This window comes from Ralstonia sp. Ralssp110 (assembly GCF_047325135.1).
Classification (GTDB): Bacteria; Pseudomonadota; Gammaproteobacteria; order Burkholderiales; family Burkholderiaceae; genus Ralstonia; species Ralstonia mojiangensis.
In genome coordinates, this window is sequence record NZ_CP168610.1 from 712,972 (window position 1) to 727,708 (window position 14,737).

Below are 14,737 nucleotides of genomic sequence, written 5' to 3' on the forward strand. Positions count from 1 at the left end.
TGTCAAATTCGAAGTATCGATCGCATCACTTGCTGCGAGATTCGTTTTGCCGATCGGCGCGCGCAGCGGCCAAGTTGGCGGCGATCTGCTTGGCGCCGGCAGATTCAGGGGGCAGCAGCCGGTACAGGTGCTCCCACTGGGCGATTGCATCGCTCACGTCACCACGTTCGACGGCGGCGGAAGCAGCCAGTGCCAGCGCTTTGGGCTCGTCCGGGTCGGCCTTCAGGGCGAGGCGCACCTGCTCCGTGGGCGCACCAGCGAGGGCGCCGCCCTGGGCGGTAGCGAGTGCGTCGGCGTAATCGGCACGCAGGCTGGCGACGTCGGGGGCAAGGGCCACCGCCTTCGCATAGGCGGCGACGGCGTCGGCGGGGCGCTCCATCGTGCTGTAGGACCGCGCGAGCAATGCCCAGCCGGGTGCGTCGTCGGGCGTGTCGCGCAGCCGTTGCGCGAGGCTGTTGACCATCGATTCGATCTGCGCGTCTCCACCGGTGTGATCGCTGCGGGCGGCGGTCATCATGTCGCCCGGCATCCACAGCGAAGCGGGCTTGCCCAGGTGCTGGTAGAGCAGCACGGCGGACGCGGGCAACGCAGCCAGCAGTACTGCGGCGAGCAGAACGGCGCGGCGGTCGGGGCGCGCCTGCGAGGTGCTGGCGGTGTCGGCCGTATCGTCCAGCAAGCGCCGGCCAAGCTCTGCGCGTGCGTGCGCGTGGCCCGCGGCATCGATAGCGCCGTTGCGCAGGTCGGCATCCAGCTCGCGCAGTTGGTCTTGGTACCAGCGGACCATCTGGGTGCGTGCGGTGGGGCTCTGAATGAATGTATCGCCCACATCGTTGCGCGCGCGTCGCAGCAACGGCGTCAGCAGAACTGCCATGGTGACGGCCGTGAGGGCGGCCGCCAGCAGCCAGAACAGGGTCATCACGGTCATGGGCGGGGGTCTTCCGGTGGCGACGCTGCAAGCAGGGCGGCGAGGCGCGCTTGCGCGTCAGCGTCCATCTCGGCAGGGGGCACCTTCTGTTTGCGGGACGACACGATGCCGAATACCACCGCCATCAGCAACAGCACTGGGCCGAACCACAGCAGATAGGTCAGGGGCTTGACGGGCGGCTGGTACAGGACGAAATCGCCATAGCGCTGCACGAGGTAGTCCTTTACGGCGGCCTCGGTGGCGCCGGCACGGAGTTGTTCTCGAATCTGGCGGCGCAGGTCGACGGCCAGGTCGGCGTTGGAATCGGCGAGGGTCTGGTTCTGGCACACGAGGCAGCGCAGTTGCTCCGACAGCGCGTGGACGCGGGTGTCGAGATCGACGTCCGACGCTGCGGCACAGGCGGGCATCTGCAACGTGAACGCCGCGGCGCCTGCCAGAACGAGCGCGGCCAAGCGCTTATGCATGACCACCTTCCTGCTCCAGTTGCTGCAGAAGCGGCGAGATCTTGCGTTCCATCGACTCGGCCGTCACGGGGCCGACCTGCCGATAGCGGATCACGCCGGCGCGATCGATGACGAAGGTCTCCGGCACGCCGTAGACGCCGTAGTCGATGCCGACCTTGCCGTCTGCGTCGATGAGTGACGCGACATACGGATCGCCCATATGTTTGAGCCACGCGCGTGCAGCGTCGGCGTCGTCCTTGTAGTTCAGCCCGTAGATCGGCACGGAGGATTGCTTGGCGAACGCGTTCAGCACGGCGTGCTCTGCGCGGCAGGCTGTGCACCACGACGCCCAGACGTTGAGCATCCACACCTTGCCGCGCAGGTCTTGCGGCGTGATCGGGCCGGCAGACGATTCCAGCGCCGTCAGCCTGAACGCCGGGGCGGGCTTGCCGATCAGCGGCGAGGGCAGTTCACGCGGGTCACGCGACAGCCCCGCCGCCAGCGCAATCACCAGAACGAAGAACGCTGCCAGCGGCAGCACGTAGCGCAGCTTCACCGTGGCTCCTCGGTCGCCGGCATCGCCAGTGATGGGCCGGCCAGTGCAGTGTCTGGCGTGGTGCGCGGCGCTGTGGAGCGGCGGCGCAGACGGTAGCGGCGATCGCACACGGCCAGTAAGCCACCCAGCACCATCAGCGCACAGCCGCCCCAGATCCAACCGACGAAGGGCTTGATGTAGATGCGCATGGCCCAGTTGTCTTGTCCGAGTGATTCGCCCAGCGCGACATAAAGGTCGCGTGTGATGCCGGTGTCGATGGCGACTTCGGTCGTGGGGGTTTCCTGGCTGCGGTACAGGCGCCGCTCGGGCAGCAGCGTGGCCACCGGTTTGCCGTAGTGGCTGACTTCGACGTGACCGCGCAAGACGTCGTAATTCGGGCCCTGCGCCGGCGCAACGTTAGTGAGGTGGAACATGTAGCCACCCACCTCAACCGTGCCGCCCACGCGCATCGGCAGCTCGCGTAGCGTCTCCTGGCTGAGCACCAGCGTGACGCCCGCGATGAACACACCGACCCCCGCGTGCGCCACCAGCATGCCGAAGTAGCTCGGCGGCAACTGCCGCAGCGTCGTCAATCGATTGCCGGGCTGGCGAAGTTTTTCGGCCAGACTGGCCAGCGCACTCGCAAGACACCATGCGGCTAGCGTCAGCCCGAGGCCCGCCAGCGCGGACGTTCCATAAAACACCGTCAGCCCAAGCCCCACGGCAACACTCGCCGCGGCCGCCCAGCGCAGCCGCACGGCCATTGCCGGCAGTGCACCGTGACGCCAGCGCGCCAGTGGCGCCGCGCCCATCAGCAGCACAGCAGGCGACATCAGCGGCACAAAGACTTGCTCGAAATACGCCGGCCCGACCGAAATCTTGCCCAGCCGCAGCACATCCAGCGCCAGCGGATACAGCGTGCCGAGCAGCACTGTGGCCGCAGCCACCGCGAGGAGCACGTTGTTGGCCAGAAGGAACGATTCACGGGCGAATAGTGAGAACGTCGCACTTTCCGAGGCGCCGCTGGACAACCGTTTTGCGCGCCACCCAAACAGACCCAGCGCACCGCCCGTCACGATGCCCAGCAAGGCCAGGATGAACAGACCGCGCTTTGGGTCCACCGCAAAAGCATGCACTGACGTCAGCACGCCCGAACGGACGAGGAACGTGCCAAGCAGACTCAACGAGAACGTGAAGATGGCCAGCAGCGCCGTCCATGCCCGAAACACGCCGCGCTTTTCCGTCACCGCCAGTGAATGGATCAGCGCTGTGCCCGCCAGCCACGGCATGAACGACGCGTTTTCGACCGGGTCCCAAAACCACCAGCCGCCCCAGCCGAGTTCGTAGTACGCCCAGGCGCTGCCGAGCATGATGCCGGTCGTCAGGCATGCCCAGGCGGCGGTTGTCCAAGGCCGAGACCAGCGCGCCCAAGTGGCATCGAGCCGACCCGACAGGAGCGCGGCCATCGCAAACGAAAACGCCACCGCAAAGCCCACGTAACCCATGTAGAGCATGGGCGGATGCGACACCATGCCTGGGTCCTGCAGCAGTGGGTTGAGGTCGCGCCCTTCCATGGCCGGCGGCAACAGGCGCAGGAACGGGTTGGACACCAACAGCAGGAAAAGCAGCAGCCCCGTGCTGATGGCACCCATCGCGCCCAGTACGCGCGCCACCACGGGCAACGGCAGTTGCCGGCTGAACAACGACACGGCCAGCGACCACACCGCCAGCATCGTCGTCCACAGCAGCATTGATCCCTCGTGCCCGCCCCACACGGCAGCCACGCGATAAGGCAGCGGCAGCGCGCTGTTCGAGTTGGCGGCCACATAGAGCACGCTGAAGTCATTGCTGACGAACGCCCAAGTCAGCGCGCCATACGCCAGCAGCACCAACGCACACTGCATGCGCGCCGCGGGGCGCGCCACGGCCATCCAACGCGCGTTGTCGCGCGCCGCGCCCACCAGCGGCAGCACTGATTGCATGACCGCAGTCAGCAGCGCCAGGATCAACGCGAAGTGGCCCAGCTCGGCAATCATCGAGACACGCTCCGGGCAGTTTCCTTCGCCATCTGCTCGTTGACCTGTGCGGCGCGACGTAAGGCATCAGCGGCTTCGGGCGGCATGTAGTTTTCGTCGTGCTTGGCGAGCACCTCGTTGGCGACGAAGACGCCGTCCTCGCCCAGCCGCCCGCGCGCGACGACGCCCTTGCCTTCGCGGAACAGGTCCGGCAGCAAGCCGTGGTAGACGACCGGCACGCCGCGCGCCGTGTCGGTGACGATAAAGCGGATGGTCATGCCGTTACGTTCGCGTTGGATGGAGCCGCGTTCGACTAGGCCACCCAGGCGAAAGATCTGTGCCACAGGCGCTTCCTTGGCGGCGATCTGGCTGGGGCTGAAGAAGAACACCAGATTGGAGCGGAATGCATTCAGCGTGAGGGCGGTAGCCGCACCCGCGCACACCAGCGCGGCGAGCAGGATGCCGAGGCGGCGTTGTCTGCGTGTCATTGGTTGCTGCCCTCAGGATGAGAGTGAAGGCGATTGGCGGCGCGCCAGCGGCGTGCGAGCAGCAGCAACTCGGCCGCGATGCAGATGGCGGCCACGGCAAACGCGCCCGCAATATAGTCGACGTGATTGACGGAGAACTGACTCATGCCGGCGTGCTCAGGTTGTGGTCATCGTCGGCGCGCTCGCGCATGATGCAACGCACGCGAATCAGCGCCACGCAGATGCTGTACATCCAGCACGCGAGTGTCATCAGCAGCATGCCGAGCAACATCGTCATCGCCATCGACGGAGCCGCCGTCAGGCTGATGGACGCGCCCTGATGCAGCGTGTTCCACCACTGCACCGAGAAATAGATCACGGGGATGTTGACCACGCCCACCACGGCAAGCACGGCACACGCGCGTTCGGCGCGGCGCGGGTCTTCAATGGCGCTCTCCAGCGCGATGAAGCCAAGGTACAAAAACAGCAGCAGCAACTCGGACGTCAGCCGTGCATCCCACACCCACCACGTGCCCCACGTTGGCTTGCCCCACAGCGCGCCTGTCCACAGCGCAATGGCAGTGAACAGCGCGCCGGTGGGTGCCAGCGCCGAGGCCATCATCGACGAAAGCCGTGTGCGCAGCACAAGCGCCAGCGCGCAATAGCCGGCCATCACCAGATAGATGAACATCGACATCCAGGCGGCCGGCACGTGCAGGAAGATGATCCGGTAGACCTCGCCCTGTTGCGCATCGGTAGGCGCCACAACAAAACCGACGTAGAGGCCAGCGGCGAGGAACAGGAGTGCGGCCACGCCAAACCAGGGCGCCAACTTGCGCGCGAGCGGATCAAACCGCACGGGCGACGCATACGCGAGCCAGTTCCAGCGTCGGAAAACAGGTTGGCGCGCAGCGACGGAGGTGCTGTGGAGTCCGGAGCGGTTCGTCATCGGATCATTCCACGGCAATGCGCAGCCCGGCGGCAGCAGCCAGCGGGCAGACAAACAGCGATAGCGCCAGGCAAGCGCCCAGCAGCGAGAAATGCGGCATGACATCAAGCCCCGCATCGGCCGCCGAGCCCGCGCCCGCACCAAACACAAGCACGGGCACACACAACGGCAGGACGAGGATGCACAGCAGCGCTGCGCCATTGCGCACGCCCAGAGTGAGCGCTGCACCAACGGCGCCGATCAGCGCAATGGCAGGCGTGCCGACCAGCAGCGTGGCTGTCAGCAGCAGCGTTGCGTGCAGCGGCAGGCTGTACTGCTGCGCCAGGATGGGCGTGAGCAGCAGCAACGGCAAGCCGCTCGCGAACCAGTGTGCGGCAATCTTCGTCAGCACAATCAGGGCAAGCGGGTGTGGCGACAACAGCAATTGATCGAGGCTGCCATCAGCGTGTTCCTGCGCAAACAACCGAGAGAGCGAGAGCATCGACGCCAGCAGCGCCGCGACCCACAGGATGCCCGGCGCAAGCATGCGCAACTGTTGCGGGTCGGGGCCGATAGCCAGCGGAAACAGGCTCGCCGCAATGACGTAGAACACCACGCCACCGACGAGGTTGCCGCGCCGCCGCCATGACAGCGCCAGATCGTGTCGCAGGATGGCCATCAGCATCGGCTTCATGCGGTGCCCCCAAGCCGAAGCACGCGATTTGCCCCTTGCGGACGTTCTAGCAACTGATGCGTGGCCATGATTGCCATGCCGCCTGCGTGCAGGTGCGCATCGAGTTGTGCGGTGAAGAGCCCGACGGCATGGTCGTCGAGCGAGGCGATCGGCTCGTCGAGCAGCCACAGCTCGCGCCGCGCAAGCAGCAAGCGCGCCAGTGCCACCCGCCGACGCTGGCCTTGCGAGAGCTTGCGCACGGGCGTGGCGGCCAGCTTGCCGAGTTCGAGCGCTTCTAGTGCAAGCCCGATGCCAAACGGCTCGGATGCCGAATCGCGCAATCCGGCCAGTTGCATGGCCAAGCGCAGGCTCTCCGTCACAGTGAGATCTGGGTCGATGCCGTTGGTGTGGCCAACGTAGCAAAGCGCATTGAGGAAGGCGGGATCGCCGCTGCCCACCGGCGCGCCGTGCCATGTCAGCGAGCCGCTTGCCGGTGCCAGCAGGCCACAGAGCACGCGCAGCAGCGTGGTCTTGCCGCTGCCGTTCGCGCCCGTTACCTGCACCAGCTCGCCCGCCGACACCGAGAGGTCCAGCTCGCGGAAGATCCGACGGCCGGCGCGCGAAAACGTCAATTGGCTGGCAACAAGCACGGCATTGGGGGGCTGAGTGAAACGGGGTCTAGCGCCGGCAGCACGTTCACGTGCTTTACTCGGTCTTCATCTTCGACATGTCGGGCAGATGGTGCGCAATACCCTTGTGGCAGTCGATACAGGTTTTCTCTTTGCTGCCCAGATATTGGGCGTGCATGGCCGACGCGCGCGGGCTTTGCCGCGTGAAGTCCATCGATTCGTAATTGTGGCAGTTCCGGCATTCCAATGAATCGTTGGCCTTGAGTCGATCCCATTCGTGCTGGGCCAGCTCAAGCCGGTGCGCTTCGAATTTCTCGCGCGTGTCGATGGTGCCGAAAATCTTGCCCCACACTTCCTTGGAAGCCTGCATCTTCCGTGCGATCTTGTTCGTCCAGGCGTGCGGAACGTGACAGTTGGAGCAGATCGCGCGTACACCGCTGCGGTTGGTGTAATGGATCGTGCTCTGTAGCTCCTGGTACACGTTGTCGTGCATTTCGTGGCAACCCGTGCAGAACGCCTCGGTGTTGGCCACCTCCATCGCGGTGTTGAATGCACCCCAAAACACCACGCCTGCAACAAAGCCGCCCAACGTCAGAAAACCCAGGCTGAAATACGCGCTGGGCCGGTTGATGGTGCGCCAGTAGCGCTTGATCAGGTTGAGCATGGCTGCACCGCCTCAGTTCTTGCCCACGCTCTTGCCATCAGGCTTGCGTTTGAGCAGTTCATCGACATCGACAAACGTATTGGTGATAAGCGGCTTGGCGTCGGCCTGCGGCACGTGGCATTGCGTGCAGAAGAAGCGGCGCGGCGAAACGTCGGCCAGTTGATGGCCATCGCGGTCAACGTAGTGCGTGGGGCTGATCGCGATCGCACGCATCTCTTCGGCCTTCGTACGCGCATGGCAGGATAGACAACCGTTGTGATCCTTGTTGATCTGATACATGTACGTGCCGTCGATCTTGTGCGGAATCGTCGGCGGCTGCCCGGTGTAGTTGCGCTCGCGGCGCACGTCCCTGTTCTCGGTGGGATACAGGATCGGCGGCGTCGATTCGGCGGTGATCGGCGTCGAGCCGCGCATGGCGTCGACCACGCCTTGAGCCTGCGCGGGCAAGTTGGCAAGGGTCGCCAGCAACAGCGCGCAGATGGCGGCTGGCAGTCCCAAGAGTCGGCTGAGCTTCATGACATTTTCCTGTTGCGCGTGTGTCGTCTGCCCGTGCTCGTCAGACCTTCACGATCTTGACGGCACATTTCTTGAAATCCGTCTGCAGCGAGATCGGGCAGGTTGCATCCAGTGTGACCTTGTTGATGAGCTGGCTCGCATCGAACCAGGGCACGAACACCAGGCCCTTAGGCGGCTGATTGCGGCCGCGCGTTTCAATGCGGGTGCGCATCTTGCCGCGCCGCGAGATCACCTCGACCTCGACACCACGTCGCAGCCCCAGCGCCTTCGCATCTTCCGGATGCATGAAGCAGACCGCGTTCGGGAAGGCGCGATACAGCTCGGGCACCCGGCGCGTCATCGAACCCGAGTGCCAGTGTTCCAGCACGCGGCCGGTCGACAGCCAGAACGGGTATTCCTTGTCCGGCACTTCCGGGGGTGCCTCATAGGGCAGGGCGAAGATCACCGCCTTGCCGTCGGGATTGCCGTAGAACTGGTAGCCGGTGCCGGCCTTGACGTACGGATCGCTGCCTTCTTTGTAGCGCCAGCGCGTCTCTTTGCCATTGACCACCGGCCAGCGCAATCCGCGCGCCTTGTGATAGTCGTCGAATGGTGCCAGGTCGTGGCCGTGGCCACGACCGAAGCTTGCGTACTCTTCGAACAGGCCCTTCTGAAGGTAAAAGCCGAATGCCTTGGCTTCGGCATTGCTGTATTCCGGATCGATGTCCTTGACCGGGAACTTGTCGACGTTGCCATTGCGGTAGAGCACGTCGTAGAGCGTCTTGCCGCGCAGCTCGGGCTTCTTGGCGATGAGTTCTTCGGGCCAGACCTCTTCCACCTTGAAGCGTTTGGAGAATTCCACCAGCTGCCACAGGTCGGAACGTGCCTCACCCGGTGCATCAACAAGTTGATGCCAGAACTGCGTGCGGCGCTCTGCGTTGCCATAGGCGCCTTCCTTCTCAACCCACATCGCGCTCGGAAGGATCAGATCGGCGGCCAGCGCAGTGACGGTGGGGTACACGTCCGAGACAACGATGAAGTTTTCCGGATTGCGGTAGCCCGGGTAGCCTTCCTGGTTGATGTTTGCGCCAGCCTGGATGTTGTTGTTGACCTGCACCCAGTAGGCGTTGAGCTTGCCGTCCTTCAGCATGCGGTTCTGCAGCACGGCGTGATAGCCAGGCTTTTCCGGAATCGTGCCTGCTGGCAGCTTCCAGATGTGCTCGGCTTCTTCGCGGTGCTTCGGGTTGGTCACCACCATGTCGGCCGGCAAGCGGTGCGAGAACGTGCCCACCTCGCGCGCGGTGCCGCAGGCCGAGGGCTGGCCCGTCAGCGAGAACGGGCTGTTGCCCGGCGTGGCGATCTTCCCTGTCAGCAAATGCAGGTTGTAGATCATGTTGTTCGCCCAGGTGCCGCGGGTGTGCTGATTAAAACCCATCGTCCAGAACGACACGACCTTGATCTTCGGATCGGCGTACAGCTCAGCAAGCTTCTGCAACTGCTGCTTGAATTCCTTCTCTTTGCTCTTGTCCGGGTTCGCCAGCTTGGTGGTGTAGTCCAGGTCGTACGTCGAGACGAACTTCGCAAACTCGTCGAACGAGATCGGCTTGGAGTCGCCCACCTTGTCGGCATTCTTGGCGGCTTTCTGCACGGGGTTGTCCGGCCGCAGACCGTAGCCGATGTCGGTCACGCCCTGCTTGAAGACGGTGTGCTTGTTGACGAAGTCTGTGTTGACCTTCTTGTTGGTGATGATGTAGTTCGCGATGTAGTTGAGCATCGCGAGATCGGCCTGTGGCGTGAAGACGATGGGAATGTCGGCCAGATCGAACGAGCGATGCGTGAACGTCGAGAGCACCGCGACCTTCGTCTTGGGCGCGGAAAGGCGCCGGTCTGTCACGCGCGACCACAGGATCGGATGCATCTCCGCCATGTTCGAGCCCCACAGCACGAACGCGTCGGCGACTTCGAAGTCGTCGTAGCAGCCCATCGGCTCGTCCATGCCGAAGGTGCGCATGAAGCCGGCCACGGCGGAGGCCATGCAGTGACGCGCGTTGGGGTCGAGGTTGTTCGAGCGGAAGCCCGCCTTCATCAGCTTGACGGCGGCGTAGCCCTCAAAGATCGTCCACTGGCCCGAACCGAACATGCCGACAGCGGTCGGGCCCTTTTCCTTGATGACGCGCTTGAACTGCACCGCCATCTCGTCGAACGCGCGATCCCAGCTCACGGGCGTGAAATCGCCGTTCTTGTCGTACTTGCCATTCTTCATGCGCAGCAGCGGCTGGGTCAGCCGGTCCTTGCCGTACATGATCTTCGAAAGGAAGTAGCCCTTGACGCAGTTCAGCCCCCGATTGACTTCGGCCTTCGGGTCGCCCTGCGTGGCAACCACGCGGTTGTCCTTGACGGCGACTTCAACGCCGCAGCCCGTGCCGCAGAATCGGCAAGGCGCCTTCGACCACTTGAGCTGAGTCAGCTCTTTGTCGGTGACGAGGTTGGCGGCGCCAGCAGGAAGCGTGACGCCCGCTACCGAAGCGGTGGCAGCGGCAGCGGTCTGCTTAATGAACGCGCGGCGAGAGACTTTCATCGTCCATTTCCTCATTCATGGCGTCGGCCATTTCGTTGTGCTGATAGATCAGGGCGGTGTTCAGCACACCGTCGATCTGTTGAATGAATGTCAGGTGAGCTGCGATGGCGCGCGAGCTGGGCGCCTCAAGCGTGACCACGAGCTTGCCGTTATCGCTGGCCGCATGGATTTCGCTGCCGGCGATGGCTTCGATGGACTTGCTTACGGATGCAATATGGGTTGGCCGCGTCTGGACCAGGACGCCAGCGATATGCCACTCGTCGTCATCGAGCGGCGCCGGCCGAACGGGGATATCTATTTTTCTTGTGTTTCGCATGACGCTGTTTTGGCGATAAACGCCTTTTCTAATCAGTGCTGCGCGAACATATGACCCGACTCGCCCTTGGACCCCCCGGGCGGTATATCAATGCGTTGGCGGACCGCTCAGCAATTGGGACGCCCAGACGATAAAGCCATATCCGGCCACGATAACGACGGAGAGAACCGGCACCATGACGGCCGTCAGAAACAGAAAGCTACGCAGTTCTTCGGATTTACGTTGCGCGTCGACGTTTTGGGGCTGTTCCACGATGACTCGACCAATAAGGGCGGCGCAAATGGCGCGCGAACGTTTTCCAGTAAAGTGAACGTCGCACGGGAATTCAAGGTTTTCGCATGATCCCGGCGTGACATATGTCGCGCAAGCGATATGTCGTTGGGGCGTGATCTAGCGCAAGATTTGCCGAATTCACGCGCCTGAAACGTTGCTGGGCACACGCCATAAATACCAAGCCGCGACGGTTCGATACGGGCTCCATGCACGACCAATCGTCTCCATCTGTTTGCGTGTGGGCGTGGCGTCGAGCCGCTTCAGACGTCGGTAGCCATCGCGCACGCCGAAGTCGTCTGCAGGCAGGATGTCCGAGCGCTCCAGCGTGTAGATCAGCAGCATTTCGACTGTCCACCGGCCAACTCCGCGCAGTGTCACCAGCCGATCGATGAGCGCTTCGTCTGACATGATGAGCGCATGTTCGCGTGTGGGCACGACACCGTCGAGCGCGGCTTGTGCAATGCCGCGAATGGTCGCCAGTTTGGTCGCAGAGAAACCGCAGGCGCGCAGCGCTGCCTCGTCGGTGGCGAGCACCTGCTGCGGTGCAGGAAAAGCGGTTACCGGATAGAGCGCGAGAAAACGTCCGAGGATGGCGTCACCGGCTTTGGCGTGCAACTGCTGATAGGCGATCGCGCGAATCAGCGCTTCATAAGGCTCGCGCGCAGGCTTGGCGGCGTGGCGGCAGGGGCCGACGGCGGCAACATGGCGGTCCCAGTCTTCGTCCAGCGAGGCTAGAAACGTTGCGGCTTGCCGGTAGGCGCTTTCGGAAAGGTCTGCGGCGATGGTCATGCGCTGATTTGCCGGTCAGCCGGCCTTGCGGAACGTGAGGTTGATGCGCTGGCTGCCCAGCAGTGCGTGCGGGTGGTCTTTGAGCGGCGCTACGCCGTGATAGCGCAGGCGGTCCGGGCCACCCCAGACGACGACATCCCCATGAAAAAGCGGAATGCGCTGCGTTTTGTCGGCGCGGCGATGTCCGCCAAATAGGAAGATGGCCGGCATGCCAAGCGACACGGAGACGATGGGCGCGCCGTAATCCTGCTCGTCTTTGTCCTGATGCAGTGACAGGCGCGCCCCTGGCACATAGCGGTTGATGAGGCAGGCATCCGGTGTGAAGCCCGGGAAGCCCGATTCAGCGGCGGCGTTGCGTGCGAGGCGTAGGAAGACATCGGGGAGCGGTGGCCACGCGTTGCCCGTGAGCGGGTCGAGCGTGGAATAGCGGTAGCCGCGGCGGTCTGACGTCCAGCCCAGCGTGCCGCTGTTTGTGAGCGCGACCGACATCTCGAAGCCGCCCGGCGTGACCATGTGACGGAACGCTGCCTGCTGCGCGATGGCGTCCACCGCCGCCAGCAGGGCCGGCGCATCCGCCAGCGCAAAGCCACGCAGCACAAACGCCGCCTCGCCGAGCGCGATGCGCGCGTCGTCAGCGGGTGCGTGGTCGGCAAACAGATCGCCGGTCGTCATGGTGAGCTGGTTACAGTGCGTCGTGGAAGATGATGCCCACAGTATGCCGCTGGCCCGAACGCAAGCGGCTCACACCGTGGCGCAGGTTCACGCGATACGTGCCCCGCGTGCCTTGTACGGGGCGATGGTGCACCGCAAAGACCACAGCATCGCCTTTGCGCAGTGGTACCACCTCGGGCCGCGATTGCATCCGTGGGCGCTGCTCAGTCATGACGAACTCGCCGCCGATGAAATCCAGGCCGGGTTCGGACAGCAGGATGGCGACCTGCAGCGGGAAGACGTGCTCGCCATAGAGGTCTTGATGCAGGCAGTTGTAGTCGCCGGCGCCGTATCGCAGGATCAGTGGCGTGGGGCGCAACTGGCCGGCTTGGTGGCAGCGGCGCAGGAAATCGGCGTGCTTGGCCGGATAGCGCACGTCGATGTCCATGGCTTGGTTCCAGCGGTTGGCGATGGTCGCCAGCGGTGGGTAGAGCGACGCGCGCAACTGCGCAATCAGGTCCGGCAGCGGATAGGCGAAGTATTGGTATTCGCCGCGCCCGAAGCCATGGCGCTCCATCACCACGCGCGAGCGGTACAGGTGATCCTGCGGATACAGCGCGGCGAGCGCGTCGCATGCGTCATGCGTGAGCAGGCTGGGCAACACGGCGCTGCCGACCTCATTGAGGGCGTCATCAACGGCATGCCAGTCGATGTCATCAAAATTGGGACGGTGCCCCGCGCTGACATGCGCGGCGGCAGTGGAAGGCGGCATATGCGCTCCGTTCGGAGATTCGATATGCCAAGCCTACGCTCACGGGAGTGCGCGCGGCACTCCGGAGCTTGCGGTCAAATTCAGGCCTGTGCGGCCAGGCTGGCGGGCATGGTCGTGGCGGCCAGCTTGGTCAACGCGTCGCCGGTGGCGCGGCAGATGCGCCACTCGGGCAGCACATCCGCGCCCATGGCTTCGTAGAAGGCGATGGAGGGCGCATTCCAATCGAGCACGCTCCATTCGAAGCGGCCGCAGTCCCGCTCCTGGGCCAGACGCGCGAGGTGGATCAGGAGTGCCTTGCCGATGCCCAGGCCGCGGTATTCGGGCTCCACGAACAGGTCTTCCAGATACAGTCCCGGCTTGCACAGGAAGGTCGAGAAGTTGTGGAAGAACAGCGCAAAGCCCACGGCCCGGCCGTCGACTTCCGCCAGCACCGCTTCGCAATACGGGCGCGGCCCGAACAGCATCGTCGCCAGCGCGTCAGGCGTGGTTTGCACGAGGTGCGTGAGCTTTTCGTACTCGGCCAGCGCAGAGATCAGGCGAACGAGCGAGGCGCAGTCGTCGGGTGTGGCAGGGCGCAGCGTGAAGCGGGTCGCTGAGGTGGCGGTCATTGTGATTGCGATTCCAGTGAGGTTTGGACCAGGCGCGCGACCTGGTCGACGTAATCGGGCGCGAGGCAATCGACCACGTGCCGCTCGGGCGTGCTGCGCAGCCAGGTGATCTGGCGCTTGCAGAGCTGGCGCGTGGCGGCGATGCCTTGTTCGCGCAGACCGGTCATGTCGATTTCGCCGTCGAGGTACGCCCACGCCTGGCGATAACCGACGCAGCGGATGGACGGCAGCGTGGGCGAAAGATCGCCGCGGCGGCGCAAGCGTTCCACCTCGTCGAGCAGGCCGCCGGCGAGCATTGCATCAAAGCGCTGCGCGATCCGCGCATGCAGCACGAGGCGGTCGGAGGGCTCCAGCGCGATCGTCAGATACGGCGCCGCTGCATCGTGCTGCTGGAACGCGTTCGCGCCAACCTCGCGGGCGAGCAGGGCGGACATCGGCTGACCGGTCAGCCGATACAGTTCGAGCGCGCGCTGGATGCGCTGCGCATCGGTCGCGTGCAATCGCGCGGCCGTCACGGGGTCGACCGTTGCGAGCTTCGCGTGCAGGGCCGGCCAGCCGTCGCGCGCCGCTTCGGCGTCGATTTCCGCGCGGATGGCCGGATCGGCGCCGGGCAAATCGGAGAGACCTTGTGTGAGCGCCTTGTAATACAGCATCGTGCCGCCGACGATCAGCGGAAGCCGGCCGCGTGCGCGGATGGCGTCGATCAACGCGCTCGCATCATTGGCAAACTGCGCGGCGGAATACGCATCGAGCGGATCAATGATGTCGATCAGGTGATGCGGCGCGATGGCCTGTTCTTCGGCACTGGGCTTGGCCGTGCCGATGTCCATGCCGCGATACACCAGCGCGGAATCCATGCTGATGATCTCCACCGGCCAGCGTTCGGCCAGCTTCAATGCGGCGGCGGTCTTGCCGGACGCCGTGGGCCCGAGCAGGCAAATCGCGCGCGGTGCGCTTGCAGCAGATGCAGTCATCG

At 64.4% G+C, this 14,737-nt stretch carries 19 protein-coding genes; all 19 read right to left on the reverse strand.

Features of this window, described 5'->3' with window-relative positions; genetic code table 11:
- Positions 1-25 precede the first annotated feature (25 nt).
- The 19 genes from ccmI to miaA all read right to left on the reverse strand — a co-directional run bounded on the left by ccmI (position 26) and on the right by miaA (position 14,735).
- The gene (gene ccmI, locus ACEN9T_RS12000; protein WP_413707813.1) at positions 26-925 is read right to left on the reverse strand and encodes a c-type cytochrome biogenesis protein CcmI; all 900 of its coding nucleotides are present in this window, start codon (positions 923-925) and stop codon (positions 26-28) included.
- Positions 922-1,389, reverse strand: coding sequence for a cytochrome c-type biogenesis protein CcmH (locus tag ACEN9T_RS12005; RefSeq protein ID WP_413707814.1), 468 nt, complete (start codon positions 1,387-1,389; stop codon positions 922-924). Before ACEN9T_RS12005 ends, ccmI begins: the two co-directional genes overlap by 4 nt.
- The gene (locus tag ACEN9T_RS12010; RefSeq protein ID WP_413707815.1) at positions 1,382-1,924 is read right to left on the reverse strand and encodes a DsbE family thiol:disulfide interchange protein; all 543 of its coding nucleotides are present in this window, start codon (positions 1,922-1,924) and stop codon (positions 1,382-1,384) included. The genes ACEN9T_RS12005 and ACEN9T_RS12010 overlap by 8 nt, the downstream gene beginning before the upstream one ends.
- Positions 1,921-3,939 carry a heme lyase CcmF/NrfE family subunit gene (locus ACEN9T_RS12015; protein WP_413707816.1) on the reverse strand — a complete coding sequence of 673 codons (2,019 nt, stop codon included), beginning with the start codon at positions 3,937-3,939 and terminating at the stop codon, positions 1,921-1,923. Before ACEN9T_RS12015 ends, ACEN9T_RS12010 begins: the two co-directional genes overlap by 4 nt.
- Positions 3,936-4,406: a cytochrome c maturation protein CcmE gene (ccmE, locus tag ACEN9T_RS12020; protein ID WP_413707817.1), complete on the reverse strand. Its 471-nt coding sequence runs from the start codon at positions 4,404-4,406 to the stop codon at positions 3,936-3,938. The genes ACEN9T_RS12015 and ccmE overlap by 4 nt, the downstream gene beginning before the upstream one ends.
- Positions 4,403-4,552 carry a hypothetical protein gene (locus ACEN9T_RS12025; RefSeq protein WP_413707818.1) on the reverse strand — a complete coding sequence of 50 codons (150 nt, stop codon included), beginning with the start codon at positions 4,550-4,552 and terminating at the stop codon, positions 4,403-4,405. Before ACEN9T_RS12025 ends, ccmE begins: the two co-directional genes overlap by 4 nt.
- Positions 4,549-5,334: a heme ABC transporter permease CcmC gene (ccmC, locus tag ACEN9T_RS12030; RefSeq protein WP_413707819.1), complete on the reverse strand. Its 786-nt coding sequence runs from the start codon at positions 5,332-5,334 to the stop codon at positions 4,549-4,551. The genes ACEN9T_RS12025 and ccmC overlap by 4 nt, the downstream gene beginning before the upstream one ends.
- 4 nt (positions 5,335-5,338) lie before the next feature.
- Positions 5,339-6,007: a heme exporter protein CcmB gene (gene ccmB / locus ACEN9T_RS12035; protein ID WP_413707820.1), complete on the reverse strand. Its 669-nt coding sequence runs from the start codon at positions 6,005-6,007 to the stop codon at positions 5,339-5,341.
- Entirely contained in the window at positions 6,004-6,636 is a 633-nt protein-coding gene (gene ccmA, locus ACEN9T_RS12040) for a cytochrome c biogenesis heme-transporting ATPase CcmA (RefSeq protein WP_413707821.1), read from the reverse strand. The genes ccmB and ccmA overlap by 4 nt, the downstream gene beginning before the upstream one ends.
- A 55-nt stretch (positions 6,637-6,691) precedes the next feature.
- Positions 6,692-7,279: a cytochrome c3 family protein gene (locus ACEN9T_RS12045; protein ID WP_413707822.1), complete on the reverse strand. Its 588-nt coding sequence runs from the start codon at positions 7,277-7,279 to the stop codon at positions 6,692-6,694.
- 12 nt (positions 7,280-7,291) lie between these two features.
- Entirely contained in the window at positions 7,292-7,795 is a 504-nt protein-coding gene (locus ACEN9T_RS12050) for a nitrate reductase cytochrome c-type subunit (RefSeq protein WP_024974862.1), read from the reverse strand.
- A 40-nt stretch (positions 7,796-7,835) separates the two neighbouring features.
- A complete protein-coding gene (napA, locus tag ACEN9T_RS12055) occupies positions 7,836-10,352 on the reverse strand; it encodes a periplasmic nitrate reductase subunit alpha (protein ID WP_413707823.1) in 2,517 nt (838 codons plus the stop codon).
- Entirely contained in the window at positions 10,324-10,668 is a 345-nt protein-coding gene (locus tag ACEN9T_RS12060) for a chaperone NapD (protein WP_092972571.1), read from the reverse strand. Before ACEN9T_RS12060 ends, napA begins: the two co-directional genes overlap by 29 nt.
- Positions 10,669-10,755: 87 nt before the next feature.
- Positions 10,756-10,920 (reverse strand): periplasmic nitrate reductase, NapE protein, encoded by a 165-nt coding sequence (gene napE, locus ACEN9T_RS12065; RefSeq protein WP_092972573.1) that lies wholly within the window; start codon positions 10,918-10,920, stop codon positions 10,756-10,758.
- A gap of 159 nt (positions 10,921-11,079) precedes the next feature.
- The gene (locus tag ACEN9T_RS12070) at positions 11,080-11,730 is read right to left on the reverse strand and encodes a DNA-3-methyladenine glycosylase family protein (protein WP_092972575.1); all 651 of its coding nucleotides are present in this window, start codon (positions 11,728-11,730) and stop codon (positions 11,080-11,082) included.
- 15 nt (positions 11,731-11,745) lie between these two features.
- The gene (gene alkB / locus ACEN9T_RS12075) at positions 11,746-12,402 is read right to left on the reverse strand and encodes a DNA oxidative demethylase AlkB (protein ID WP_413707824.1); all 657 of its coding nucleotides are present in this window, start codon (positions 12,400-12,402) and stop codon (positions 11,746-11,748) included.
- Positions 12,403-12,412: 10 nt separating this feature from the next.
- Positions 12,413-13,153, reverse strand: a complete 741-nt coding sequence (locus ACEN9T_RS12080) for a 2OG-Fe(II) oxygenase (protein WP_413707825.1) — start codon at positions 13,151-13,153, stop codon at positions 12,413-12,415.
- 80 nt (positions 13,154-13,233) lie between these two features.
- Positions 13,234-13,761 (reverse strand): N-acetyltransferase family protein, encoded by a 528-nt coding sequence (locus ACEN9T_RS12085; RefSeq protein ID WP_413707826.1) that lies wholly within the window; start codon positions 13,759-13,761, stop codon positions 13,234-13,236.
- Positions 13,758-14,735 (reverse strand): tRNA (adenosine(37)-N6)-dimethylallyltransferase MiaA, encoded by a 978-nt coding sequence (miaA, locus tag ACEN9T_RS12090; RefSeq protein ID WP_092972582.1) that lies wholly within the window; start codon positions 14,733-14,735, stop codon positions 13,758-13,760. Before miaA ends, ACEN9T_RS12085 begins: the two co-directional genes overlap by 4 nt.
- Positions 14,736-14,737 lie beyond the last annotated feature (2 nt).